A 25,424-nucleotide genomic window follows, 5' to 3' on the forward strand; every position below is an offset into this window, starting at 1 on the left:
TAAATCTTGTTAACAATATATTAGATAATACTAAGTTACAAAGCAAAATGTATACCTTAAATTTAAAGGAAGTAGACATAATATACTTAGTTGAAGAAACATCTTTAACTTTAATTGACTATATAAAATCTAAATCTATAGAACTTATAATAGATCCTGAGGTTGAAGAAAAGATTATATTATGTGATGATTATGAAATAGAAAGATGTATAGTAAATCTAGTAAGTAACGCAGCTAAGTTTACACCAGAAGGTGGAAATATAACTATAACTATAAAGGATTTAGATGATAAAGTTATGATTAGTGTATTAGATACTGGAGTTGGAATTGAAGAAAAATATCATAAAACGATATTTGATAGATTTAATCAAGTAGATAATGATGAATCAAAAGGTGGAAGTGGATTAGGTCTTAGTATAACTAGCAAAATAGTAGAGCTGCATAAAGGTGAAATATACGTAGAAAGTAAGGTAGGAGAAGGTAGTGATTTTGTTATAATATTACCTGTAGATCCAAATAAAGAATAAAAATAATTATAAAAATAACCTAGTTTTAACCTAGGTTATTTTTTACGTATAATAAAACTATATCATAAATATATTTGTGGATAACCTATGAATATAAGTAATATCAATAAACTTATAAACGTAAAAAATGACATTTTTGAGCAACGGATGTATCCGTAGCGGTAGCAAGGATATATCGTTGGCGAAATGAGAGAAGCGAATTTTTATATTAAGATAATATAAACTATATATACTAATGTTTAAATATAAGTATATTTGGTATAATATGTAATATAAAACAAACAAAGGAGTAAAATATGTTAGAAGCAGGAGTAAAAGCACCAGAATTTAAATTACAAGATAAAGATGGAAATTTAGTAAGTTTATCAGATTTTAAAAATAAAAAAATAGTATTATATTTTTATCCAAGAGATAATACACCAGGATGTACTAAACAAGCATGTTCATTTAGAGATAATTACGAAGAATTTAAATCTAAAGATGTAGTAGTTATAGGAATAAGCAAGGATAGTATAAAATCTCATACAAACTTTGCCAAAAAGCATGACTTACCATTTATATTATTATCAGATCCAGAGCTTGAAGCTATAAAAGCTTATGATGTATGGCAAGAAAAAAAGCTATATGGAAAGGTAAGTATGGGAGTAGTTAGAACTACTTATATAATAGATGAAAATGGAATGATAGAAAAAGTATATGATAAAGTTAAAACTGATAAAAATGTAGGTGAAGTATTAGAGTACTTAGGATAGTATAAAGAGAATCAAACAAATGATTCTCTTTTTTTATTACAAGAAAATTATAGTACTTTAAAATCTGTAGTTAATATCTTTCTTATTTGAAAAATATTGAAATAAGGTATTATTTGTATTACTATATATAATACAAATAATACTTTATTTTTAATTGAAAATTACTTTAAAATCGAGGTGGTTTTGATGATTATTAATTTAAATTTTGAAAGTGAAGTTCCTATATATTTACAGCTTAGAAATGAGATTGTAATAGGAATTGGTAAGGGGGAATTTATTCAAGGAGAAAGTATTCCTACTGTTAGACAAATGGCTGAAGATTTAGGGATTAATCCTATGACAGTTAATAAGGCATACGGTCTTTTAAAAAGAGAGGGTTTTATCACCATTGATAGAAGGCATGGGGCTAAGGTTAATTTACTTTCTGGTGGGAAGTTGGAGTTTAAGGAAAAATTAGAGGAAGACTTGAATTTGGTTATATCTGAGGCGAGTATAAAAGGTGTAAAAAAAGAAGAGTTTATGGATATGTGTGAGAATATATTTAGCATGATGAAATGCATATCATTAGATAACAAGTAGGGGGAAGAAAATATATGAATAATCTTATCTTAATGCCTTCATTTATCATGATTACAATTGTGGTTTATTTTACAATGAAGAGTGCAATCAAGCAAAGAAAAAATATTTTATTTGGAGTTACTCTTCCAGAGCAAGCTTTAAGTGATGATGCTGTTTTAAAGATGATTGATGATTATAAGAGGATAGTAAATATATTTACTTTAGTAATTATATTAACTGGATTACCAATAGCTTTTATAAATAAGGAAGGTTTATCAGTTTTATATTTGCTTATTTGGAGTTTAGTTGTAACAGAATGGTTAGTTAGGCAACCTTATGTATATATGAATAGAAAGCTTAAAAAGTTAAAGAAAGATAATGAATGGTTTATTGGTGAAAAAAGAGTTGTAAGTATGGATACTAAAATTAGTAAGTTAAAAGATAAGATGCCTATACCTAATAAGTATATGATTATACCTTTTGGTATATCTTTGATTCCACTTATTATATCTATAGTTAGGTATGATGAAGATTTAAAGTATACAACTTTTATAGCATTTATATTAATGACTGTATTAGTACTATTATATTTTATAGGATTTAGAGGTAGTAATAAGCTTAAATTAAAAGTATATAGTAAAAATAGTGATATTAATTATATCCTGAATAAAGAAGAAAAATACTTAAATTCAATTGTTTGGTTTATTACATCTCTAACTGCGAGCATCGTTTTCTTATTTACATATTTGGTAATATTTGAAGTTATTAATGTAAGTTATTACTTTATAACTATTATAGCTATCTTAGGCGGCATAATTACTTTTTTAGGATTTATTTATAGTAATAATAGAATAAAATCCTTAGAAGAAGAGTTACTTAAAATGGATAAGGAAGTTATTTATACAGATGATGATGAGTATTGGATAGATGGATATAAATATTATAATGAAAATGATTATAACTCAAAAGTAAAACCTAGATTTGGGTTTAATGCATATACTTATAATTTAGCAACTAAAAAAGGTAAGATATCATATTATTCAGGATTTGTAATATATGCAGTGATTTTTATACCATTGTTTTTTAATTTATTAAGTATGGAATTTACTAATCCTAAAATTACTATATCTAGTGAAAGTATAAGTGTTGATTATCATTTATATGATTATGAATTTAGTGTTAATGATATAGAAGATATTAAATTAGTCGATGAAGTTAGTTTTAAATTGAGAACTAATGGTATTAGTACTGATGAATATTGTAGAGGTAATTTTAAATCTAAAGAATATGGAAAATGCAGAGTATATATTTATAATAAGAGTAAACCATACATCATTGTAAAATTAAAAAATAACTATTTTATATATAATGAAGAAACTAAAGATGAGACTATGAATGTATATAATCAGTTAATAGAAAAATTATAATTCAAAAAGAAGAACCTTTAGATTGATTCTGTGCAACCTATTATTAGTTATAATTATTGTGTTAAAAATAATAAACGTATAATGACTTTTTTCAAAATAACTTGTACTGTAGCACTTTCTATTTCTATAATAACAATGACTATAATATTTGTATTTCATGATTTTTTAGTGAGGATGTTTTCTTCTAAGTCTGATATAGCTGTTATAAATATGGCTAAGAAGGCATTGCTTTTATATGCACCTTCATATTTATTTACTTGGTTTATTATGACTGTAAGTAGATTTTTAACAGGACTTGAAAAAGCAACTTCATCTATTGTGATCATGTTAGTAGAATCTACAATACTGCCATTATTTATGACATTAGTTTTAACTCAATTTATTGGTGTTTATGGAGTATTTGTAACTACAACAATTAGTGGCAATTTATGTATTTGTTGCTTTTATTCTTTGGAGAAAATGTTATAGGAATAACTATATTAAAGAAATAGAACAACTTATTTACCCCCTTAGGTAGCATTTTGCTACCTAAGGGGGTATTTACTGTAGTGATTTATTAATATTTATAATAAGAGAAGAGTTACAATTGTTATAAAGTGTGAATTAATATGTTTATAGTTATATATCAATAGTATATAATTAAAGTCTATTCCCATTTTTATATATAAGAAAATTATAGGAGGGATTTCAAATGATAAAAGCTATAAATTTATCTACATATCAATATGATATGGACAGATACAATAATAACTATAAAAATGTAAACAAATTCTTAGAAGATAATAATATAAATGCAATAGAGTTATTTGGTTTACAATTATACAACGAAGAATTAATACCAAAGGATAAAATAATAGGAGCACATTTAATGCATTATCCTGTATGGTTAGATTTTTGGAATGAAGATGAAGAGGGGTTATTTGAGGAATTTAGCAGTAAAGAAGATATAATAAATTACTACGGAAATCTTGATAAAAAAGTAATAATAGATAAATACAGAGAAGAAATAAAAATAGCAGAAAAATTAAATGCTGAATATGCAGTATTTCATGTATCAAATGTAAGAATAAAAGACTGTTTTAGCTATGAATTTACATATACAGATAAAGAAGTAATAGATGCAACTATCGAGATAGTAAATGAAATATTTAAAGGTTTAGATACTAATATAACTATACTATTTGAAAACTTATGGTGGCCAGGTTTAAAAATGACAGATCCAGAGTTAGTGAGATACTTTATTGAAAATATAGAATATAAGAATAAAGGTATTATGTTAGATACAGGACATTTGCTTAATACAAACTTAGATATAAATAATGAAGAAGAGGGAATAGACTATTTAGTAGAAACTATAAGTAATCTAGGTGATATGAGAGATTATATAAAAGGAATACATCTAAGTAAGTCACTTTCTGGAAAATATGTTAAAGAACAAATAAAAAAGTATAAAAATAAAGATATTGATTATAGTGAAGTAAACAATGAGATAATTTATCATATATTAAATATAGATGAGCATAAACCATTTACAAATAATAAAATAAATAATTTAATAGAAATGATAAATCCAAAATTTTTAGTTTATGAATTTATAACTACATCACTAGAGGAGCTTAGTAATTTTATAAAGATACAAGATAAAGTTTTAAGTTTATAAAAAATTAAATACTTATGATTTTATATAATACTCCCTTATGTAGCGTTTCGCTACCTAAGGGGGGATTTATAGGATGACTATTTAAATTAAAAGAAACTATAAGGAATCATCAAAGTATATCGTTATGCATATATTAATAATATCAAGTTTATACACTTTAATTATAATAGGTATTATAATCTATAACTAGTTTATGATACCTATTATTTATGAACATATAGTTGCAAATGCAACAAAGAAATTAGAAAAAGAAAGGAGCATTTACTATGGAAACGTCTAATTATAATGAAAATAAAATGGGGGTAATGCCCATAAATAAATTACTTATAACAATGTCATTACCTATGATTATATCTATGTTAGTTCAAGCACTTTACAATGTAGTAGATAGTATATTTGTATCGCAAATAAGTGAAAATGCTTTAACAGCAGTATCATTAGCCTTTCCACTACAAAATTTTATGATAGCAGTTGGCTCTGGAACTGGTGTAGGTATAAATGCATTACTTTCAAAGTCTTTAGGTGAAAAGAATTTTGATGAAGCAAACAAAGTAGCAAATAATGGTATATTTTTAGCTATAATAAGTTATTTACTATTTCTCTTAATAGGTATATTTGGTGTTAGATTCTTTTTTGAATGTCAAACTAATGTAGTAGAAATAATAGATGGAGGATATTATTATTTACTAATATGCACAGTTTGTTCATTTGGATTATTTGGCCAATTTGTATTTGAACGATTAATGCAGTCAACAGGAAAAACCTTATATATAATGCTAACACAAGGACTAGGTGCAATAACAAATATAATATTAGATCCTATATTAATCTTTGGATTATTTGGATTTCCTAAAATGGGTATAATAGGAGCAGCTTTAGCAACAGTAATTGGTCAAATACTAGCTATGATACTAGCAATTTATTTAAATTTTACAAAAAACCATGAAATAAAAATTAAAATAAAAGGATTTAAACCTGATTTAAAAACAATAAAAAAGATTTATTCAGTAGGTATACCTTCTATAATAATGGGTTCAATAAGTTCTGTTATGACTTTTGGAATGAATAAAATCATAATAGTGTTTACATCTACGGCAACAGCAGTTTTTGGTATATACTTTAAGCTTCAAAGTTTTGTATTTATGCCTGTATTTGGATTAAATAATGGTATGGTTCCTATTGTTTCTTATAATTATGGTGCAAGAAACAAAGATAGAATAATAAAGACTATAAAAATAAGTATAGTATATGCAGTAGGTATGATGCTAATAGGACTATGCGTACTACAAATATTTCCAAAACAAATATTAAATCTATTTAATGCTTCTAATGAATTAATAATTATAGGTGTACCAGCACTTAAAACAATAAGCTTAAGTTTTATATTTGCAGGATTTTGTGTAATACTAGGATCTGTATTTCAATCGTTAGGAAATGGAGTGTTAAGCTTAACAGTATCAGCTTTTAGACAATTAGTAGTATTGTTGCCAAGTGCATATTTACTATCAAAGACTGGTAATTTAAATCTTGTATGGTTTGCATTTCCTATATCTGAGATGGCATCAGTATTTTTAAGTTATATAGGGTTTAGATATGTATATAAAAAAGAAATAAAGCCATTAGATGATGAATATGAAATTAAATCATTAAATAATAAAAAAGAAGTAAGTATAAATAATGAAGCTAATATATAAAGTTTCTGTTAAAAATATTGTATCAATATAACTTCTTAATTTATATAAATAACTAAGGAGGATTATATTTGATGATTAAATTAATGATTATATCTAGTTTAGTACTTTTAATTTCAATAACCTCAAGCAAAGTACTTTATAAATTTGGAGTTCCAATACTACTTATTTTTATTGGATTAGGAATGATATTTGGATCTGATGGTATTGTGGGGATATATTTTTCAGATTACGAATTAACCAAAGAGATAAGTTCAATTGCATTAGTTATTATAATGTTTTATGGTGGATTTGGAACCAATTGGTCAATGGCAAAGCCATCAGCCCTCCAATCTATACTTATGTCAACTTTAGGGGTAATAATAACTGCAACTCTTACCGGATTATTTTCACATATTGTACTAAAAATTACATTATTAGAAGGATTACTTATAGGTGCAGTGGTAGCATCTACAGATGCAGCATCAGTATTTGCAATACTACGTTCACAGAAGTTAAATTTAAAAGGCTCACTTGCGCCTTTATTAGAAGTTGAAAGTGGTAGTAATGACCCAGTTGCTTATATGGCTACATTATCAATATTATTACTTATGGATAATAAAGGGATATCTACGTTATTTCCTATGGTAATAAAACAAATTGTATTTGGATTATTAGTTGGGATATTACTAGCAAAGTGTACTATATTTTTTATAAAAAATTTAAAGTTTGAAATAAAAGGATTTTATCCAATATTTATATTAGCGATAGCCATATTATCATATTCATTAAGTGAATCCTTAGGTGGTAATGGGTACTTAAGTGTTTATATGTCAGGGATAATCATTGGAAATAGTAGCCATCTACCTTATAAAAAAAGCTTGTTTCAATTCTTTGATTGTATTTCTTGGATTATGCAAATAGTTTTATTCTTTATGTTGGGTCTGTTATCATTTCCATCAAAGTTCATTAACATAATAGGTATATCAGTATCTATTTCTATATTTATGATTCTTGTTGCTAGACCAGTAGCTACATTTATAACATTATATCCGTTTAAATACTCAATAAAAGAAAAGTTATTCATTTCTTGGGTTGGGTTAAGAGGAGCTGCATCTATAGTTTTTGCCATATATGCAACGACTTATGGTGTTAATATGACCTATGATATTTTTCATATTGTTTTTTTCGTAGCACTATTTTCAGTATCAATTCAAGGAACATTACTTCCTAAATTTGCTAAAAAACTTGATTTAGTTGATAATAATACTTTAGTATTAAAAACATTTAATGACTATGCAAGTGATATAGACAGACAATTAATAGAAGTAAATATTACTTCTGATAGTAAGTTGGTAAATAAAAGTATTGCAGATGCAGATATATCAGAGGATATTCTAATACTTATGATAAAGCGAAGAGGAAAAACTATAGTACCTAAAGGAGTCACAATTATAGAAGATGGAGATGTATTAGTTGTTACTGGAGATAATCTAGAACAAATTTCATTGTAAAAATACAAAGATAAAAAGTTCTCTTATTTATTAAGTAAGAGTACTTTTTTATAAAAATTATTATAAATACTACTCATTATTAATATAAATTATATTAAAGTAAATATTTAAATTAATAATTTAAAGGTGGTGTTATATGTATCCAGTTTATAAAAGTTTAGGAGTTAAAGAAGAGTGTAAAGATGTAAAAGTGCAATTTCCACCCCAACACCAAGAGTGTCAACCAGGACTTGAGTATATAATGATGCCTAGACCAATATCAAACAATCCATACTCTAGGGGGAGTGGGAAATTACAAGGAAAGGTAGCTATTATTACTGGTGGTGATAGTGGTATTGGAAGAGCTATAGCATATGCATTTGCTAAAGAAGGTGCAGATATTACTATTTCATATTTAAATGAGGAAGAAGATGCATGTGAAACAAAAGCTTTTGTAGAACAAATAGGAAGAAGATGTTTATTAGTACCAGGAGATTTAAAAAATGAAGAAATGTCTAAGATAGTTGTTGAGAAAACAATAGAATGTTTTGGTAAAATAGATATATTAGTAAATAATCATGCAGTACAATTTGTACAAAATAGTATATTAGATATTACATCTGAACAATTAGATTTAACTTTTAGAACTAATGTTTATCCTTTCTTTTATATGACTAAAGCAGCACTTAAATACTTAAAAAGGGGAGCAGCAATAATCAACACAACATCTATTACTGCATATCAGGGAGAGCCTTTACTTATTGATTATAGCGCTACTAAAGGTGCAATATTAACATTTACTAGATCTCTTTCTCAGTCGTTAATAAAGGAAGGAATAAGAGTAAATGCAGTAGCACCAGGACCTATTTGGACTCCTCTTATTCCAGCATCATATTCTGCTGAACAAGTTGAAACTTTTGGAAGTGGAACTAGTTCAGTTCCTATGGATAGAGCAGGTCAACCATTTGAAGTTGCAACTAGTTATGTATTTTTGGCAAGTGATGATTCAAGATATATGTCTGGTCAAGTTCTTCATCCTAATGGAGGAACTATAGTAGGATCTTAAAATTTAGAATTTATAAGGTATTGGACTTTTTAGTTCAGTACCTTTTTTAATTAATATAATAATAGAAAATACAATATAAACACTGAAAAAACAATTATATGATTACAAATAAGTTGACATAATGAAAAAAAACAGATAAAATATAGTTAACAAAGTTAACTATAATGAATATTATATAAAGTCAGTCGATTTAGAAAGTGGTGAATAATGGTGGATGACTTAAATTGGATATATATGATAGAAAAAATGCAAGAAATAAGCTTATTTTCAAGAATGATTATACATCGAGCTACTAAAGAGTATGAAATACCAGCACAACATTTAGATTTGTTATCACAGCTTATAACTCACGAAGAAGGCTTAACCCCAATGTGCCTTAGTAAAATTATGGGTGTGAATAAAACAATTATAAGTAGAGTAATAGATAGCTTAAATCAAGGAGGATATGTAGTTAAAACCAAAGATCCAAGAGATAAAAGAAGCTATTTTGTTTCTATTACAGAGCTAGGTAGAGAAAAAGTAGATAAAATATACGAATATTATTTAAGTCCAATTTATGAGCTACGTAGAAAATTGGGTGACGAAGATTTTTTTGAATTAATGTCTTGTATAGAAAAGGCAAATCAAAAAATGAGTCAAAATGAATAGGAGAGTGTATAATGAGCTTTTATCAAGCAATGCAGTTAGGAGCAATTAACTTAAAACCTTTAATTAAAGAAACGGAAGATAAAAAATTAAAACAAAAGTATATAACAGCCTTTGTTCTTAAGAATATATTATGTCTTTTATTTTGTACTTTTGTAGTATCTTCTTTTAGTAATATTTTTGGTAATGAAAATAGTGTAGTAGGAGTTGTAACAGTTCTTTCATTACTAACTTTTAGATTTTCAAATTTAGATTTTGATGCTAAACAATCAGCATTTACGCTATTTGGGATATTCTGTATATTTATGGTTGGACCGCATTTAGCAAGTATATCAACACCAATAGTAAAATTTGTTATAAACTTTATTTCAATAATGGCTATAGTTATATTATCATGCCATAATGTGGTATTATCTAATCAATCAATATTAGTATTATCATATTTACTTTTGTATGGATACCAAGTTGATAATATAAATATATATATAAGTCGTGTATGTGGATTAGCATTAGGTGGTATTATAGTAGCTGGAGTATTTTATATAAAGCAAAGAAAAACAAAGTTTGAAAACAAAGTTTCTGATGTTATAAAAGATGTTAATTTTAATAACGATAGAACTAAGTGGCAACTAAAATTAACACTTGCAATATGTTCAGCGTTATTAATAGGTGATTTATTAAATCTACCAAGAACAATGTGGATAGGTTTTGCATGTATGTCAATAGTTCAACCATATAAAGATAGAATGGATACTCGTTGTAAAGAAAGAGTTCCATTTGCTGTTGTGGGATGTATAATGTATTGTATTCTATACTTTATATTACCAAAAAACTTTACATCATTAATAGGAATGTTAGGTGGAATTATGGTTGGATTCTCTGCAACATATAAATGGCAAACTGTATTTAACACGTTTGGTGGTTTAAATTCAGCAGTATCAATTTTAGGATTAGAAGTAGCTATAATATTCCGTATAGTAAATAATGTATTTGGGGCTATATACGGAAGATTATTTAGTAAGATATTTGATAAAGTAGAAGAAAAAATTACAAATAGAAGTATAATTGAAGAAATGACAACAAGTGACGAATTATAAAATGAAGGTTTATCTGCATAGTATGTAGGTAAACCTTTATTTTTGAGCAATGGATGTATCCGTAGGGGCAGCAAGGATATATCGTTGGTGAAATGAGAGAAGCGAATTTTTTATACCTGAATTGTATAATTAAATCAGACAAATATATAAACAAAAAAAGACACTTATGATATACTTAGTTAACCTACTAAAATCAACAAAAGGAGTACCAAAAATGTCTTTTAATCATATTAACATAAATCAGCTAACAAATCTAGAAGCAAATTACTATTTAGGCGTGAAAGCAAGAGCTTGCGCTCAAAGAATGAAAATTGGAAAAGATAAAGTTTACAGATATTACAAGCTATTTATGCAAGGACTTACTGTTCAAGAAATATATAATCAATACCTAATAAATAAATCTAGATGTGGAAGAAAGCCCATTGTATTAAGCAAAGAAAAATTAGATGATATCAATAATAAGCTAGAAAATGATTGGTCTTTAGATGCTATCGCAGGAAGAGATAAAATAGATGGAAAAGATGAAAAAATATCAACAAAAACATTATACAAATTAGCAAAACAAGGTGTAATAGATATAAATAAGTTGAGACGTAAGGGTAAAAATAACCCGAAGGGTCATAACGAAACAAGAGGTAAAATTAATACATGTAAAACAATTCATGAAAGAGATGAAAAGTATCCTAATGCTAAAACTAGTATAGAATATGGCCATTTTGAGGGAGATACTATTGTAGGAAAAGCTAGAAAATCAGCTATAGTTACTTTAGTAGAAAAGTATTCAAAATATATTGTATTACTTAAAGCAAGTAGAAAGAGTGAGGATGTTAAAGAAGCAATTTGCAAATGGCTATCATCTTTACATAAGTCGTGTATATCTACTATTACATTTGATAGAGGTAAAGAGTTTTCAAAATGGTCAGACATAGAAAAAGATAGTTCAGTTAATATTGAAATCTACTTTGGAGACCCTGGATCACCAGGTCAAAGAGGGCTAAATGAGAATTCAAATGGAATAGTTAGAAAAGATTTACCTAAGTCTACAGATTTATCTGCATATTCTCAAGAAGAATTAAATATGATTGCGTATAAATGGAATTCTATACCTAGAAAATCACTAGACTATAAAACACCAAATGAGGTTATAAAAGAAGCAACTGGATTTGAAAGCTTACTTACATTTGCTTAGTGATTCATAAGTAATTTGTCTGATTTAAATTGACAATTCAGGATATAATTAAACCTTATTAAATACCCTAAAATGATTTTTAATCATCTTAGGGTATTTTTGCATATTTTACTATATACAAAAAAACAAATTATAAAGTAATAGTAATGAAAAAAAGGAGGATACTGTGGTAAACAGATGTTATAAAAGTTATATAAATTTATATCAATCTAGTTACTTTTCAAAATATGTTAATAAAGCCATATATAAACTAGGTAAATACAATAAGGGATTATTATATGTAAATAAAATAGGGGAATCGGTACAAGGAGTACCTATATTATCTATTAAAATAGGTAGAGGTAGTACAAAAATATTAATTCAAGCAACTCATCATGCTAGAGAAGCAATTACTACTATATTGTTACTTGATCAAATTAATTATCTATTAAATTTATATGAGATAGATTATAGTATAAACAATATGAGTATACGTAATCTTTTAAAATATGTAACATTTGTTTTTGTACCGTTAGTTAACCCAGATGGTGCAAATTTAGTAATTAACGGAGGACAGTTTATATCTAAAGAATATAAAGATAAACCATATTTAAAAGAAAGTTTATTTCCACGTTGGAAGGCAAATATTAATGGAGTAGATTTAAATAGAAATTATCCAACAATGTATCCATCATCAGATTCTGAAACATCTCCAGCATATAAATCATATAAAGGTCTATATTATTTTTCAGAACCAGAGACATATGCATTAAAATGTTTAACAGAAAAATACAACTTTGATGGTACAATTTCATATCATTCATCAGGAGAGGTGATTTTTTGGCAGTATAATCAATTAGATATAGAAAGAGATTTATCTATTGCTAAGAAAATATCTAAGGAAACAGGATATGATTTAGAATCAGAAGAAGGTCCTGTAACAGGGAGCGGATATAAGGATTGGTTTATTGAAAATTATCAAAAGCCAGGACTTACAATAGAAGTATCTCCTTATGTAGGAGAAAGAAAGGTACCCATAGAAAATTATAAAGATATTTTTGAAAGAAATAAAAATGTACCTATTCTATTTGCCCAAGAAGTTTTTTATAAAATAATAGATTAATATAAATAAGCTAAAAAATATGTATAATCACTAAAAAAGATTAATTTTTATAAAATAGAAAAAATTGTTTACATTATAAGTAAACTGTGATAATATTATAACAAAGTGAAAAATAAAAAAATTATGAATAATATGAAATTTAAGCCATGAAGGTTTATCGCTATAAGTGTATCTTCATGGCTTTTTTACGTATAAGGAAATTATAGTATAAATATATTTATAGATAACCTATAAATATAAGTAATATCAATAACTTTATAAACGTAAAAAATAACATTTTGAAATGCTTCGTCCACGAAGTGGCTCAATCAACATATGTATCTATAGCGGTAGAAGGGATATATCGTTGGCGAAATGAAGTGTTTCGCCGACACGTCGCTCAAGCGAAGCGAATTTTTACTTTATTATTAATGGGGGGATTGAAATATGGGATTTATGAAACTCAAGAAAAATATATCAATTATGTTGGTTATAGGACTTATGTCAAGTACATTAATAGGGTGTTCAAATACAAGTTCAGATGCAGGAAAATCGCTAGATAAAGAAAATGCTAGAAAGGCAAACAATGAATTAATAGCAGCAGTTACAAGTGAACCAGAAACTGGCTTTGATGCAACAGATACTGGACATGGTGATATGACTAGTGTATTTTTTAGTACACTATTTAAAAGAAATAAAAATTTAGGTATGGAAAATGATTTAGCAAAAAGTTATGAAATATCTGAGGATAGGTTAATTTGGACGGTAAAAATAAGAGAAGATGTAAAGTTTACTGATGGAGAAAATCTTACAGCAGAAGATGTTGTATATACATATGAAATAGCAAAAAATAGTGGCTCATCTATAGATTTAACTATGTTAGATAGTGTATCGAAAGTAGATGATTATACAGTAGAATTTAAGCTTAAAAATCCTCAATCTACATTTATTGAAAAATTAGCAACAGTAGGTATAGTACCTAAACATGCACATAATGAAGGTTTTTCAGATAATCCAATTGGTTCTGGTCCATATAAATTAGTACAATGGGATAAAGGTCAACAAGTTATAGCAGAGGCTAATGAAAATTACTACGGAGAAAAGCCATCAATAAAAAAATTAACAATGGTGTTTATGGATGATGATACAGCATATGCAGCAGTTAAAGCAGGAGAAGTTGATATAACATCAATACCAGGCTCTTTTGCGAAAGAAGAAGTAGAAGGTAAAAAACTAATTGAATTAGATAGTATTGAAACCTATGGAGTAGCTTATCCTATGGAGAAACCAGGAAAAACTACAGCTGATGGATATCCAATAGGGAATGCAGTAACAAGTGATGAAACTATAAGAAAAGCACTTACATATGCTATAGATAGAGAAGAATTAGTTGAAGGTATATTAGAAGGGTATGGAGCACCATCAAGTACAGGGCTTGAAAAAATGCCTTGGTTAAATGAAGAAACTATAATAAAACCAGAAGAAGACGGTAAAATAGATGAAGCAAAAAAAATGCTAGAAGAAGCTGGATGGAAAGATACTAATAATAATGGAACAATAGATAAAAATGGAGTAGAAGCAGAGTTTGATTTACTATATACAGATGGAAAGTATAGACAAGAATTAGGTTTAGCTTATGTTGAAGTTGCAAAAAAACTAGGTATAAAAGTAAACTTAGAAAATAGAAATTGGGATACAATAGTTCCAGAAATAAATTCTCAAGCAGTGCTTTATGGTTTTGGATCAGGAGACCCTTCTGAAATATATAATTTATATAGTAGTAAAACATTAGGAGTTGGAGTACCTTGGAACAATTCTGGATATTACAAAAATGATAAGGTTGATGAGTATATAGATAAGGCATTACAAAGTGAAGATGAAGATTCGGCTTTAGAGTATTGGAAAAAAGCTCAATGGGATGGAGAAACAGGATTTTCACATATGGGAGATTGTGCATATACTTGGTTTGTAAATGCAGGACATCTTTACTTAGCAGATGAAGATTTAGATATAGGTACACCTGTTGTTCAACCTCATGGAGGAAAAGTATTATATAACATAACAGAGTGGAGTTGGAAATAGACTAAATATAAATAGGGCATTCTTTATAGAATGTCCTATTATTATAAAATGATATTAGATATAAAGGTGGAGTATTATTGTGAAAAATAAAAAAGAAATTTTAGGATTTATATTAAAGAAGTTTTTTAAACTTATAACTCTTTTAATTGCTCTTTGTATAGTAACATTTATATTGCTAGAAAAATCACCTTTAGACCCAGTTCAAGCATATGTAGGAGCGGATTTAACAGTTACACAAGAACAAAGAGAAAATATAGCTGAGTATTGGGGGTTAAATAAGCCACCATTAGAAAGATTTTCTTCATGGTTTAAGGCAATTGCAAAGGGTGACTTAGGTAGGTCAATGATTTACAGAAGAGATGTAGTTGATGTAATATCAGAAAGATTTATGGCATCATTAGCACTAATGTTAGTTGCATGGGTTGTATCAGGAGTACTTGGATTTATTTTAGGAATTGTATCGGGAATTAATGAAGGAAAGTTTATAGATAAGTTTATTAGAGGATATTGTTATGTACTAATATCAACCCCTACATTTTGGATAGGAATTTTATTAATAATTATATTTTCAGTAAAATTAAAATTATTTCCAACAGGACTTGGTGTACCAATAGGTGTTTTATCAGATGAAGTAACTATATCAAGTTTAATTAAACATTTAACACTACCAGCTTTAACACTTAGCATATTAGGTGTTGCTAATATATGCTTACATACTAGAGAAAAAGTAATTGAAATTTTATCTAGTGATTATATTTTATTTGCTAAGGCTCGTGGAGAAAGTAAAAAAAGCATAGTATTTAATCATGTTATAAAAAATGTAGCTTTACCAGCAATAACATTACAATTTTTATCATTTAGTGAATTATTTGCAGGTACAGTTTTTGCAGAACAAGTATTTTCATATCCAGGGCTTGGTCAAGCAACAGTTTCTGCAGGTCTTAAAGGTGATTTACCACTTTTAATGGGAATAGTTATAATAAGTTTAATTTTTGTATATACAGGAAATTTAATTGCAGATTTAATATATATGCTTATAGATCCAAGAGTGAAAGGAGGAAGTAAAGCATAATGAGTGAATTACAAGGGATATATTTAAATACAAATAAACCATTAAGAAATAAATTTGGAGTAAGAGAAAAAACACTTCTATCTATTGCTTTATTTGTTTTTTTATTAGGTTCAATTATGATAATGGGAAGTCTAATAAGTGCAGATGATATTTCTATAAATTTAACTAACAAAAATCTAGAACCTAGTTTAAATCATTTATTTGGAACTGATTGGGTTGGGCGAGATATGTTTTATAGAACTATTAAAGGACTAAGCTTAAGTATGAAAGTTGGATTTTTAGCATCTTTTATAAGTGGTACAATTGCATTAACATTAGGTGTTATAGGAGCAACTTTAGGTAAGACAGTAGATAATATTATTACATGGATAATAGATTTAATATTGTCAGTGCCACATGCCTTAATAGTTATACTTATTTCTATTTCAGTAGGTGGAGGATTTAAAGGAATAGTTTTAGGAGTATCATTAACTCATTGGCCATCTCTTACTAGGGTAATAAGAGCTGAAATAATGCAAATTAGGGAATCTGATTATGTAAAAATATCAAAAAAATTTGGTAAATCAAATTTATACATAGCAATTGAACATATAATACCTCATATAATACCACAACTTTTAATAGGTATAGTTTTAATATTTCCCCATGCTGTGCTTCATGAAGCTTCAATAACATTTTTAGGATTTGGTTTACCACCACATGAACCAGCAATAGGAATTATATTATCTGAATCTATGAAGTATTTAAATAGTGGAAGATGGTGGCTTGTATTTTTCCCAGGGTTAAGTTTAGTTATGGTTTCATTAATGGTTGATAATATTGGAAAGCAAGTTAATAAATTAATAAATCCAAAAACAGCTTATAAATAGGAGGTATTTATGAAAAAAGAGCCTATATTGTCGGTAAAAGACTTAGGAATATCTTTTTCTCAGTACACAAAGGGATTGAGAAGAAGAGAGTTAGAAGTAATAACTAATTTAGATATAGATTTATATGAAGGTGAAATACTAGCAGTGGTTGGATCTAGTGGTTCAGGTAAAAGTTTATTAGCTCATGCTATACTTGGTATACTTCCTGATAATGCAACTACTGAAGGAAATATAATATATAAAGGTAAAAGTTTAAGTTTAAAGGATAAAGAAAAATTAAGAGGAAGAGAAATAGTGTTTATACCTCAATCCGTAAATTTTTTAGACCCATTAATGAAGGTATCAAAACAAGTAAAAATATCAATAGAGAATAAAGAAAAAGCAAACAAACGTCAAAGGTATATATTTAATAAATATGGGCTTGATAAAAAAGTTGATAATTTTTATCCATTTGAATTATCAGGAGGTATGGCTAGAAAAGTTCTTTTATCAACTGCATTAGTATCTGACTGTAAAGTTATTATTGCAGATGAACCAACACCAGGATTAGATGAAAAATCTCTTAATGAAGCACTTAAAGATTTTAGAAATATAGCGGATAGTGGATGTGCAATATTAATGATAACTCATGATATAGAAGCTGCACTTAAAATAGCTGATAAAATAGCTGTATTTTATGCTGGAACAACTTTAGAGATTGCTAATGTAAATGACTTTAAAGGTGATGGTAAAAATTTAAGACATCCATACTCAAAAGCACTTTTTAATGCACTTCCTCAAAATGGATTTAAGCCAATAAAAGGATCACAACCTATGCCAAATGAATTACCAAAAGGATGTTTATTTCAAGATAGATGTGAATGTATTAGTGATAAATGTAGGTTAATAAGACCAAATGCAAGGATGGTTAGAGATGGGATGGTGAGATGTTTAAATGCAACTTAAAGCAAAGGGAATAAATTTTAAATATAAAGATGATAAGTATATATTAAAAGATATTGATTTTACGATAGACAGTGGAGAAGTTGTAGGATTAATTGCACCAAGTGGATTTGGTAAAACTACTTTAGCTAAGATTTTAGCAGGATATGAAAAACTACAAAGTGGAACTGTTACAATAGATGGAAAAAAGTTATCTAAAAAAGGGTATAGCCCAGTCCAATTAATATTTCAACATCCAGAAAAATCTGTAAATCCAAAGTGGAAAATGGATAAAATTTTAAAAGAAGCTTTCGAACCTTCAAAAGAGTTATTAGATGATATGGGAATAAAGAAAGAGTGGCTAAAAAGATGGCCAAGTGAATTATCAGGAGGAGAATTACAAAGATTTTGTGTTGTTAGAGCATTATCACCAGAAACTAAGTTTTTAATAGCAGATGAAATGACAACTATGCTAGATGCTATTACTCAAGCTCAGATATGGAATGTTGTTTTAGAACATGTTAAAAAATATAATATTGGATTAATTGTANGGGTTAAGTTTAGTTATGGTTTCATTAATGGTTGATAATATTGGAAAGCAAGTTAATAAATTAATAAATCCAAAAACAGCTTATAAATAGGAGGTATTTATGAAAAAAGAGCCTATATTGTCGGTAAAAGACTTAGGAATATCTTTTTCTCAGTACACAAAGGGATTGAGAAGAAGAGAGTTAGAAGTAATAACTAATTTAGATATAGATTTATATGAAGGTGAAATACTAGCAGTGGTTGGATCTAGTGGTTCAGGTAAAAGTTTATTAGCTCATGCTATACTTGGTATACTTCCTGATAATGCAACTACTGAAGGAAATATAATATATAAAGGTAAAAGTTTAAGTTTAAAGGATAAAGAAAAATTAAGAGGAAGAGAAATAGTGTTTATACCTCAATCCGTAAATTTTTTAGACCCATTAATGAAGGTATCAAAACAAGTAAAAATATCAATAGAGAATAAAGAAAAAGCAAACAAACGTCAAAGGTATATATTTAATAAATATGGGCTTGATAAAAAAGTTGATAATTTTTATCCATTTGAATTATCAGGAGGTATGGCTAGAAAAGTTCTTTTATCAACTGCATTAGTATCTGACTGTAAAGTTATTATTGCAGATGAACCAACACCAGGATTAGATGAAAAATCTCTTAATGAAGCACTTAAAGATTTTAGAAATATAGCGGATAGTGGATGTGCAATATTAATGATAACTCATGATATAGAAGCTGCACTTAAAATAGCTGATAAAATAGCTGTATTTTATGCTGGAACAACTTTAGAGATTGCTAATGTAAATGACTTTAAAGGTGATGGTAAAAATTTAAGACATCCATACTCAAAAGCACTTTTTAATGCACTTCCTCAAAATGGATTTAAGCCAATAAAAGGATCACAACCTATGCCAAATGAATTACCAAAAGGATGTTTATTTCAAGATAGATGTGAATGTATTAGTGATAAATGTAGGTTAATAAGACCAAATGCAAGGATGGTTAGAGATGGGATGGTGAGATGTTTAAATGCAACTTAAAGCAAAGGGAATAAATTTTAAATATAAAGATGATAAGTATATATTAAAAGATATTGATTTTACGATAGACAGTGGAGAAGTTGTAGGATTAATTGCACCAAGTGGATTTGGTAAAACTACTTTAGCTAAGATTTTAGCAGGATATGAAAAACTACAAAGTGGAACTGTTACAATAGATGGAAAAAAGTTATCTAAAAAAGGGTATAGCCCAGTCCAATTAATATTTCAACATCCAGAAAAATCTGTAAATCCAAAGTGGAAAATGGATAAAATTTTAAAAGAAGCTTTCGAACCTTCAAAAGAGTTATTAGATGATATGGGAATAAAGAAAGAGTGGCTAAAAAGATGGCCAAGTGAATTATCAGGAGGAGAATTACAAAGATTTTGTGTTGTTAGAGCATTATCACCAGAAACTAAGTTTTTAATAGCAGATGAAATGACAACTATGCTAGATGCTATTACTCAAGCTCAGATATGGAATGTTGTTTTAGAACATGTTAAAAAATATAATATTGGATTAATTGTAATTAGTCATGAAAAAGCATTAGTAAATAGAATATGTGATAGGATTGTAGATTTAACTGAATTTAAAGAGTTATCTAACAATATAGAATAAAATGTTTTATATTTTACCTATCTTTATATTATAGAAAAATAGTCATTTTAATTTATATAAAATGGCTATTTTATTTTGCTGAAATTTTTTCTTTAATATTAAATTAACCATTGATTTAACATGTTTTTTGCTTGAAATATAATGTAACCTTTTCGTAATTGGAAAATAATGTAATATTTTATATAATAAAAAATAAATGTTATATTTTAANATATAATATATAAAGGTAAAAGTTTAAGTTTAAAGGATAAAGAAAAATTAAGAGGAAGAGAAATAGTGTTTATACCTCAATCCGTAAATTTTTTAGACCCATTAATGAAGGTATCAAAACAAGTAAAAATATCAATAGAGAATAAAGAAAAAGCAAACAAACGTCAAAGGTATATATTTAATAAATATGGGCTTGATAAAAAAGTTGATAATTTTTATCCATTTGAATTATCAGGAGGTATGGCTAGAAAAGTTCTTTTATCAACTGCATTAGTATCTGACTGTAAAGTTATTATTGCAGATGAACCAACACCAGGATTAGATGAAAAATCTCTTAATGAAGCACTTAAAGATTTTAGAAATATAGCGGATAGTGGATGTGCAATATTAATGATAACTCATGATATAGAAGCTGCACTTAAAATAGCTGATAAAATAGCTGTATTTTATGCTGGAACAACTTTAGAGATTGCTAATGTAAATGACTTTAAAGGTGATGGTAAAAATTTAAGACATCCATACTCAAAAGCACTTTTTAATGCACTTCCTCAAAATGGATTTAAGCCAATAAAAGGATCACAACCTATGCCAAATGAATTACCAAAAGGATGTTTATTTCAAGATAGATGTGAATGTATTAGTGATAAATGTAGGTTAATAAGACCAAATGCAAGGATGGTTAGAGATGGGATGGTGAGATGTTTAAATGCAACTTAAAGCAAAGGGAATAAATTTTAAATATAAAGATGATAAGTATATATTAAAAGATATTGATTTTACGATAGACAGTGGAGAAGTTGTAGGATTAATTGCACCAAGTGGATTTGGTAAAACTACTTTAGCTAAGATTTTAGCAGGATATGAAAAACTACAAAGTGGAACTGTTACAATAGATGGAAAAAAGTTATCTAAAAAAGGGTATAGCCCAGTCCAATTAATATTTCAACATCCAGAAAAATCTGTAAATCCAAAGTGGAAAATGGATAAAATTTTAAAAGAAGCTTTCGAACCTTCAAAAGAGTTATTAGATGATATGGGAATAAAGAAAGAGTGGCTAAAAAGATGGCCAAGTGAATTATCAGGAGGAGAATTACAAAGATTTTGTGTTGTTAGAGCATTATCACCAGAAACTAAGTTTTTAATAGCAGATGAAATGACAACTATGCTAGATGCTATTACTCAAGCTCAGATATGGAATGTTGTTTTAGAACATGTTAAAAAATATAATATTGGATTAATTGTAATTAGTCATGAAAAAGCATTAGTAAATAGAATATGTGATAGGATTGTAGATTTAACTGAATTTAAAGAGTTATCTAACAATATAGAATAAAATGTTTTATATTTTACCTATCTTTATATTATAGAAAAATAGTCATTTTAATTTATATAAAATGGCTATTTTATTTTGCTGAAATTTTTTCTTTAATATTAAATTAACCATTGATTTAACATGTTTTTTGCTTGAAATATAATGTAACCTTTTCGTAATTGGAAAATAATGTAATATTTTATATAATAAAAAATAAATGTTATATTTTAAAGAATGAGATAAAAAAGAATACGGTAAAATTAAATTTTGTTATAATTTGAGTAATAGTTAATTAAGGGGGACATAATTGTGAGAAATAGCAAGTTTATAAACATAAGTATATTTATACTTAGTATTATTTGTTTAATAATAACATGTAAATTATTTTGGAATATAGCTATTTACGCTGATGAATTTAACACATCTCCAGATATAGTATTGGGTGGTGAACTCTGGTTATATATGAATTGGTTTAAAATAGGAGCATCTGCTTTGATCTGTATTTTATCAGGGATAAGTTTACTTAACTGTAATAATAAATCGAAATTGTAAAAGTATTTTAGTTTAATGAATAATATTAATCAAATATAGGGGGATTTGTATGAAAAAGATTATAATGATACTACTTTCTTTTATAACTACTACTTTATTAGTAGTTGGATGTAGTAGTAGCAAAGATATTCAAGATTTTAATATTGATAAAATAGCCTTAGATGAGGCTAAAAAAATTACATCCAAACAAGGATATACTTTGAAATCAGAAACTCTAACTGAATCAGATATCTTGATAGGAGATTCTGAGGTCTTTACTCTTATAAAAGAAGCAAGTATAAAAGGTGGGTATTTAAAAGATGATTTAGACTCTATGACAGAGGATAGAAAAGTTGTAGGATATGAATTAGCAGAAAAATCAAAAGAAGATGAACCAATTATGCTTTGTATGGTAATAGATAAAGGAAAAGTGATTGGTGCTTATTTAGATTACTCTGGATATTCTCCAGGTATTACATCTATAGATTTTAAATATAATTTTAAACAGTTATAAAAATATACAAATATTATTGTTAGTAATATTAATATAATACAAAAAAGATAGGAGCATAAGCTCCTTTTTTTTTGCAAAAGTAAATTATAATACCTTATAAATTGTGAATAAGTAAGTTAATAAAATACACAATAATAAATATATAAATTAAGGAGGTATAGTAATGAATCCTATAAACATAAATAACATAGTAACTAATAGAGAATTTTTAGTGGAAAATGAGAAGTTTAAAACATTATTTTTTAAGTTTGAAGATGGTAAAGGTCTACCAAATCACTCACACAATGGATATGCAACAATTCAAGTTGTAAGTGGTACTGTGGATATAGAATTTAAAGATGGAGAAAAATTTGAGCTAAAAGAAGGAGATTTTCTTCCTTTTGATGCAAGAATAGAACATAATGTAATATCAAAAGGAACTAGTAAGGTATTAGTTACTATATCGCAATCATTATCATAAATACTTAATATTAACCTAAATAAAGAGCCTATATTAAAATTAATATAGGCTTTATTTACGTATACATTTATAACTTTATAAAGTACATAGGAAAAGAAATCCTATATAGTTAACTATTTATAAAAAATAAAATAAATAGTTATATTTTAGATAAATATGAGAAAAATATATATTGTTAATATAAATATAAATGGAGGTAATATTGTGGAAAATAATATGGCAATAGAATATCCGATGTTTTGTTATCAATGTGAGCAAACAGCAGGAGGGAAGGGCTGTACTAAGATGGGGGTATGTGGAAAAACTCCTGAAGTAGCTGCACTTCAAGACCTACTTATATACCAAATAAAAGGAATAAGCTGTTATGCAAAAGAATTAGTTGAAAAAGGTGAAAATGTAGATAAAGACATAGTTAGCTTTATAGAAGATACTTTATTTACAACATTAACAAATGTAAACTTTGATGCAGATGTTCATGTTGAAATGTTAAAGAAATCTCAAAAAATAAAAGAAGCTTTAAGAAGCAAGGTTGGAAGTATAAAAAATAACACAGACCACGCTACATATAATTTAAGTGATACAAAAGCAGAAATGCTTAAAGATGCTAAAAAAGCAGGTATAATGTATGATCAAAATTTAGACCCAGATATTCGTTCATTAAGACAAACTATAATATATGGATTAAAAGGTATTAGTGCTTATGGACATCAAGCAAGAGCACTTGGATACTATGATGATCAAGTAGATAATTTTTATGTAAGAGCTTTAGAAGCAACAACTGATGATAATCTAGATGTAGAAGAACTAATAAGATGGACTATGAGAACTGGAGATATGAGTGTAGCAGTTATGAAAAAATTAGATGAAGCTAACACTACAGTTTATAAAAATCCATCTCCACAAAAAGTAAATGTTCATGTTAAAAAGGGTCCATTTATAATTGTATCAGGACATGACTTAAAAGATTTAGATATGTTACTTAAACAAACAGAAGGAAAAGGTATAAATATATATACACATGGAGAGATGATACCTTCTCATGGTTACCCAGAGTTAAAAAAATATCCTCATCTTGTAGGAAACTTTGGTGGTGCTTGGCAAGATCAACAAAAAGAATTTGACGACATACCAGGATGTATACTTATGACAACTAACTGTTTAATGAGACCTAGAGAAACTTATAAAGACAGAATATTTACTACTAGCGTTGTAGGATGGGATGGAGTTAAATATATAGGTAAAAAGGAAGATGGAACAAAAGACTTTAGTGAAATAATTGATAAGGCATTAGAACTTGGAGGATATAAAGAAGATCAAGAGCCACATGAAATATTAGTTGGATTTGGACATCATGCTACATTAAGCCATGCAGAGACAATAGTCAATGCTGTTAAAGAAGGAAAAATAAGACACTTCTTTTTAATAGGAGGTTGTGATGGAGCTAGACCAGGTAGAAATTACTATACAGAGTTTGCTAAAAAAGTTCCAAAAGACTGTGTAATACTTACACTAGCATGTGGAAAATATAGATTTAATAAATTAGAATTTGGAGAAGTTGCAGGACTTCCAAGACTATTAGATGTAGGTCAATGTAATGATGCATACTCAGCAGTTAGAATAGCAACAGCACTTGCAGATGCTTTTGATACTGATGTTAATGGATTACCATTATCTTTAATAATATCTTGGTATGAACAAAAAGCAGTTGCAGACTTATTAGCATTATTATCATTAGGAATAAAAGGAATATACTTAGGACCAACATTACCAGCATTCTTAAGTCCTAATGTACTTCAATATTTAGTTGATACATTTGATTTAAGACTTATAAGTACTCCAGATGATGATTTAAAATCTTGTTTAGAACAAGGTATATAATATACTAATTAAACTTAAGAACATTGTATAACAATGTTCTTTTGGTATTTTTATGCAAAACAATGAAATAAAATGTTGAATTTTGTAGAAAAATGTATTAGTATATATTTAAGTTATTAGTAATTAGAATTTTTATAATTTATTCCTAAAAAAATTTATTATTTTATTGTGCTTACACACAATAGAAAAATGGGTGTTGCAACAAATG

26 protein-coding genes are annotated in these 25,424 nt (G+C 27.3%); all 26 read left to right on the forward strand.

What is annotated here, in order from left to right:
* The coding region (locus BN7997_RS07895) for a sensor histidine kinase (RefSeq protein WP_143023231.1) at positions 1–527 on the forward strand (527 nt) is incomplete at its 5' end.
* Between the two features lie 296 nt (positions 528–823).
* Complete coding sequence (bcp, locus tag BN7997_RS07900; RefSeq protein WP_071120278.1) at positions 824–1,279, forward strand: thioredoxin-dependent thiol peroxidase; 456 nt, start codon at positions 824–826, stop codon at positions 1,277–1,279.
* 186 nt (positions 1,280–1,465) lie between these two features.
* Positions 1,466–1,858, forward strand: coding sequence for a GntR family transcriptional regulator (locus tag BN7997_RS07905; protein ID WP_071120279.1), 393 nt, complete (start codon positions 1,466–1,468; stop codon positions 1,856–1,858).
* A 14-nt stretch (positions 1,859–1,872) separates the two neighbouring features.
* On the forward strand, positions 1,873–3,264 hold the full coding sequence (locus BN7997_RS07910) for a PH domain-containing protein (protein ID WP_071120280.1): 1,392 nt from the start codon (positions 1,873–1,875) through the stop codon (positions 3,262–3,264).
* A 30-nt stretch (positions 3,265–3,294) separates the two neighbouring features.
* Positions 3,295–3,732, forward strand: coding sequence for an MATE family efflux transporter (locus BN7997_RS07915; RefSeq protein ID WP_074010965.1), 438 nt, complete (start codon positions 3,295–3,297; stop codon positions 3,730–3,732).
* Between the two features lie 223 nt (positions 3,733–3,955).
* Positions 3,956–4,924 carry a TIM barrel protein gene (locus BN7997_RS07920; RefSeq protein ID WP_071120282.1) on the forward strand — a complete coding sequence of 323 codons (969 nt, stop codon included), beginning with the start codon at positions 3,956–3,958 and terminating at the stop codon, positions 4,922–4,924.
* 266 nt (positions 4,925–5,190) lie between these two features.
* A complete protein-coding gene (locus BN7997_RS07925) occupies positions 5,191–6,618 on the forward strand; it encodes an MATE family efflux transporter (RefSeq protein ID WP_083335046.1) in 1,428 nt (475 codons plus the stop codon).
* Positions 6,619–6,689: 71 nt separating this feature from the next.
* On the forward strand, positions 6,690–8,108 hold the full coding sequence (locus tag BN7997_RS07930) for a potassium/proton antiporter (protein WP_071120283.1): 1,419 nt from the start codon (positions 6,690–6,692) through the stop codon (positions 8,106–8,108).
* Positions 8,109–8,244: 136 nt separating this feature from the next.
* Entirely contained in the window at positions 8,245–9,153 is a 909-nt protein-coding gene (locus BN7997_RS07935; protein WP_071120284.1) for an SDR family oxidoreductase, read from the forward strand.
* 207 nt (positions 9,154–9,360) lie between these two features.
* Complete coding sequence (locus BN7997_RS07940; protein ID WP_242873401.1) at positions 9,361–9,801, forward strand: MarR family winged helix-turn-helix transcriptional regulator; 441 nt, start codon at positions 9,361–9,363, stop codon at positions 9,799–9,801.
* A gap of 11 nt (positions 9,802–9,812) precedes the next feature.
* Positions 9,813–10,895 (forward strand): FUSC family protein, encoded by a 1,083-nt coding sequence (locus BN7997_RS07945; protein ID WP_071120285.1) that lies wholly within the window; start codon positions 9,813–9,815, stop codon positions 10,893–10,895.
* Positions 10,896–11,109: 214 nt separating this feature from the next.
* A complete protein-coding gene (locus BN7997_RS07950; RefSeq protein ID WP_071119190.1) occupies positions 11,110–12,084 on the forward strand; it encodes an IS30 family transposase in 975 nt (324 codons plus the stop codon).
* A 166-nt stretch (positions 12,085–12,250) separates the two neighbouring features.
* Positions 12,251–13,186, forward strand: coding sequence for a M14 family zinc carboxypeptidase (locus tag BN7997_RS07955; protein ID WP_071120286.1), 936 nt, complete (start codon positions 12,251–12,253; stop codon positions 13,184–13,186).
* A 426-nt stretch (positions 13,187–13,612) separates the two neighbouring features.
* Positions 13,613–15,247: an ABC transporter substrate-binding protein gene (locus tag BN7997_RS07960; protein WP_242873402.1), complete on the forward strand. Its 1,635-nt coding sequence runs from the start codon at positions 13,613–13,615 to the stop codon at positions 15,245–15,247.
* Positions 15,248–15,326: 79 nt separating this feature from the next.
* On the forward strand, positions 15,327–16,319 hold the full coding sequence (locus BN7997_RS07965; RefSeq protein WP_071120287.1) for an ABC transporter permease: 993 nt from the start codon (positions 15,327–15,329) through the stop codon (positions 16,317–16,319).
* Positions 16,319–17,188, forward strand: coding sequence for an ABC transporter permease (locus BN7997_RS07970; RefSeq protein WP_071120288.1), 870 nt, complete (start codon positions 16,319–16,321; stop codon positions 17,186–17,188). Before BN7997_RS07965 ends, BN7997_RS07970 begins: the two co-directional genes overlap by 1 nt.
* A 9-nt stretch (positions 17,189–17,197) precedes the next feature.
* The gene (locus BN7997_RS07975) at positions 17,198–18,133 is read left to right on the forward strand and encodes an ABC transporter ATP-binding protein (RefSeq protein WP_071120289.1); all 936 of its coding nucleotides are present in this window, start codon (positions 17,198–17,200) and stop codon (positions 18,131–18,133) included.
* Positions 18,123–18,695, forward strand: coding sequence for an ABC transporter ATP-binding protein (locus tag BN7997_RS07980; RefSeq protein ID WP_071120290.1), 573 nt, complete (start codon positions 18,123–18,125; stop codon positions 18,693–18,695). Before BN7997_RS07975 ends, BN7997_RS07980 begins: the two co-directional genes overlap by 11 nt.
* Positions 18,696–18,759: 64 nt before the next feature.
* The gene (locus tag BN7997_RS07985) at positions 18,760–19,695 is read left to right on the forward strand and encodes an ABC transporter ATP-binding protein (RefSeq protein ID WP_071120289.1); all 936 of its coding nucleotides are present in this window, start codon (positions 18,760–18,762) and stop codon (positions 19,693–19,695) included.
* Positions 19,685–20,311, forward strand: a complete 627-nt coding sequence (locus BN7997_RS07990) for an ABC transporter ATP-binding protein (RefSeq protein ID WP_071120291.1) — start codon at positions 19,685–19,687, stop codon at positions 20,309–20,311. Before BN7997_RS07985 ends, BN7997_RS07990 begins: the two co-directional genes overlap by 11 nt.
* 216 nt (positions 20,312–20,527) lie before the next feature.
* The gene (locus tag BN7997_RS07995; RefSeq protein WP_278335265.1) at positions 20,528–21,238 is read left to right on the forward strand and encodes an oligopeptide/dipeptide ABC transporter ATP-binding protein; all 711 of its coding nucleotides are present in this window, start codon (positions 20,528–20,530) and stop codon (positions 21,236–21,238) included.
* Entirely contained in the window at positions 21,228–21,854 is a 627-nt protein-coding gene (locus tag BN7997_RS08000; RefSeq protein WP_071120291.1) for an ABC transporter ATP-binding protein, read from the forward strand. Before BN7997_RS07995 ends, BN7997_RS08000 begins: the two co-directional genes overlap by 11 nt.
* A 288-nt stretch (positions 21,855–22,142) precedes the next feature.
* The gene (locus tag BN7997_RS08005; protein WP_071120292.1) at positions 22,143–22,385 is read left to right on the forward strand and encodes a hypothetical protein; all 243 of its coding nucleotides are present in this window, start codon (positions 22,143–22,145) and stop codon (positions 22,383–22,385) included.
* Positions 22,386–22,434: 49 nt separating this feature from the next.
* Entirely contained in the window at positions 22,435–22,878 is a 444-nt protein-coding gene (locus BN7997_RS08010; RefSeq protein ID WP_071120293.1) for a hypothetical protein, read from the forward strand.
* Between the two features lie 163 nt (positions 22,879–23,041).
* Entirely contained in the window at positions 23,042–23,338 is a 297-nt protein-coding gene (locus tag BN7997_RS08015; RefSeq protein WP_071120294.1) for a cupin domain-containing protein, read from the forward strand.
* 204 nt (positions 23,339–23,542) lie between these two features.
* Positions 23,543–25,216, forward strand: coding sequence for a hydroxylamine reductase (gene hcp, locus BN7997_RS08020; protein WP_195906807.1), 1,674 nt, complete (start codon positions 23,543–23,545; stop codon positions 25,214–25,216).
* The last annotated feature ends 208 nt before the right edge of the window (positions 25,217–25,424 follow it).

The organism is Romboutsia timonensis (genome assembly GCF_900106845.1).
In the GTDB taxonomy this organism is placed as follows: Bacteria; Bacillota; Clostridia; order Peptostreptococcales; family Peptostreptococcaceae; genus Romboutsia; species Romboutsia timonensis.

What these genes read in the sequence shown, in the direction of transcription:
- bcp (WP_071120278.1), top strand. Translation starts at nt 824, where the DNA reads ATGTTAGAAGCAGGAGTAAAAGCACCAGAATTTAAATTACAAGATAAA.
- BN7997_RS07905 (WP_071120279.1), top strand. Translation starts at nt 1,466, where the DNA reads ATGATTATTAATTTAAATTTTGAAAGTGAAGTTCCTATATATTTACAG.
- BN7997_RS07910 (WP_071120280.1), top strand. Translation starts at nt 1,873, where the DNA reads ATGAATAATCTTATCTTAATGCCTTCATTTATCATGATTACAATTGTG.
- BN7997_RS07920 (WP_071120282.1), top strand. Translation starts at nt 3,956, where the DNA reads ATGATAAAAGCTATAAATTTATCTACATATCAATATGATATGGACAGA.
- BN7997_RS07925 (WP_083335046.1), top strand. Translation starts at nt 5,191, where the DNA reads ATGGAAACGTCTAATTATAATGAAAATAAAATGGGGGTAATGCCCATA.
- BN7997_RS07930 (WP_071120283.1), top strand. Translation starts at nt 6,690, where the DNA reads ATGATTAAATTAATGATTATATCTAGTTTAGTACTTTTAATTTCAATA.
- BN7997_RS07935 (WP_071120284.1), top strand. Translation starts at nt 8,245, where the DNA reads ATGTATCCAGTTTATAAAAGTTTAGGAGTTAAAGAAGAGTGTAAAGAT.
- BN7997_RS07940 (WP_242873401.1), top strand. Translation starts at nt 9,361, where the DNA reads ATGGTGGATGACTTAAATTGGATATATATGATAGAAAAAATGCAAGAA.
- BN7997_RS07945 (WP_071120285.1), top strand. Translation starts at nt 9,813, where the DNA reads ATGAGCTTTTATCAAGCAATGCAGTTAGGAGCAATTAACTTAAAACCT.
- BN7997_RS07950 (WP_071119190.1), top strand. Translation starts at nt 11,110, where the DNA reads ATGTCTTTTAATCATATTAACATAAATCAGCTAACAAATCTAGAAGCA.
- BN7997_RS07960 (WP_242873402.1), top strand. Translation starts at nt 13,613, where the DNA reads ATGGGATTTATGAAACTCAAGAAAAATATATCAATTATGTTGGTTATA.
- BN7997_RS07970 (WP_071120288.1), top strand. Translation starts at nt 16,319, where the DNA reads ATGAGTGAATTACAAGGGATATATTTAAATACAAATAAACCATTAAGA.
- BN7997_RS07975 (WP_071120289.1), top strand. Translation starts at nt 17,198, where the DNA reads ATGAAAAAAGAGCCTATATTGTCGGTAAAAGACTTAGGAATATCTTTT.
- BN7997_RS07985 (WP_071120289.1), top strand. Translation starts at nt 18,760, where the DNA reads ATGAAAAAAGAGCCTATATTGTCGGTAAAAGACTTAGGAATATCTTTT.
- BN7997_RS07990 (WP_071120291.1), top strand. Translation starts at nt 19,685, where the DNA reads ATGCAACTTAAAGCAAAGGGAATAAATTTTAAATATAAAGATGATAAG.
- BN7997_RS08000 (WP_071120291.1), top strand. Translation starts at nt 21,228, where the DNA reads ATGCAACTTAAAGCAAAGGGAATAAATTTTAAATATAAAGATGATAAG.
- BN7997_RS08010 (WP_071120293.1), top strand. Translation starts at nt 22,435, where the DNA reads ATGAAAAAGATTATAATGATACTACTTTCTTTTATAACTACTACTTTA.
- BN7997_RS08015 (WP_071120294.1), top strand. Translation starts at nt 23,042, where the DNA reads ATGAATCCTATAAACATAAATAACATAGTAACTAATAGAGAATTTTTA.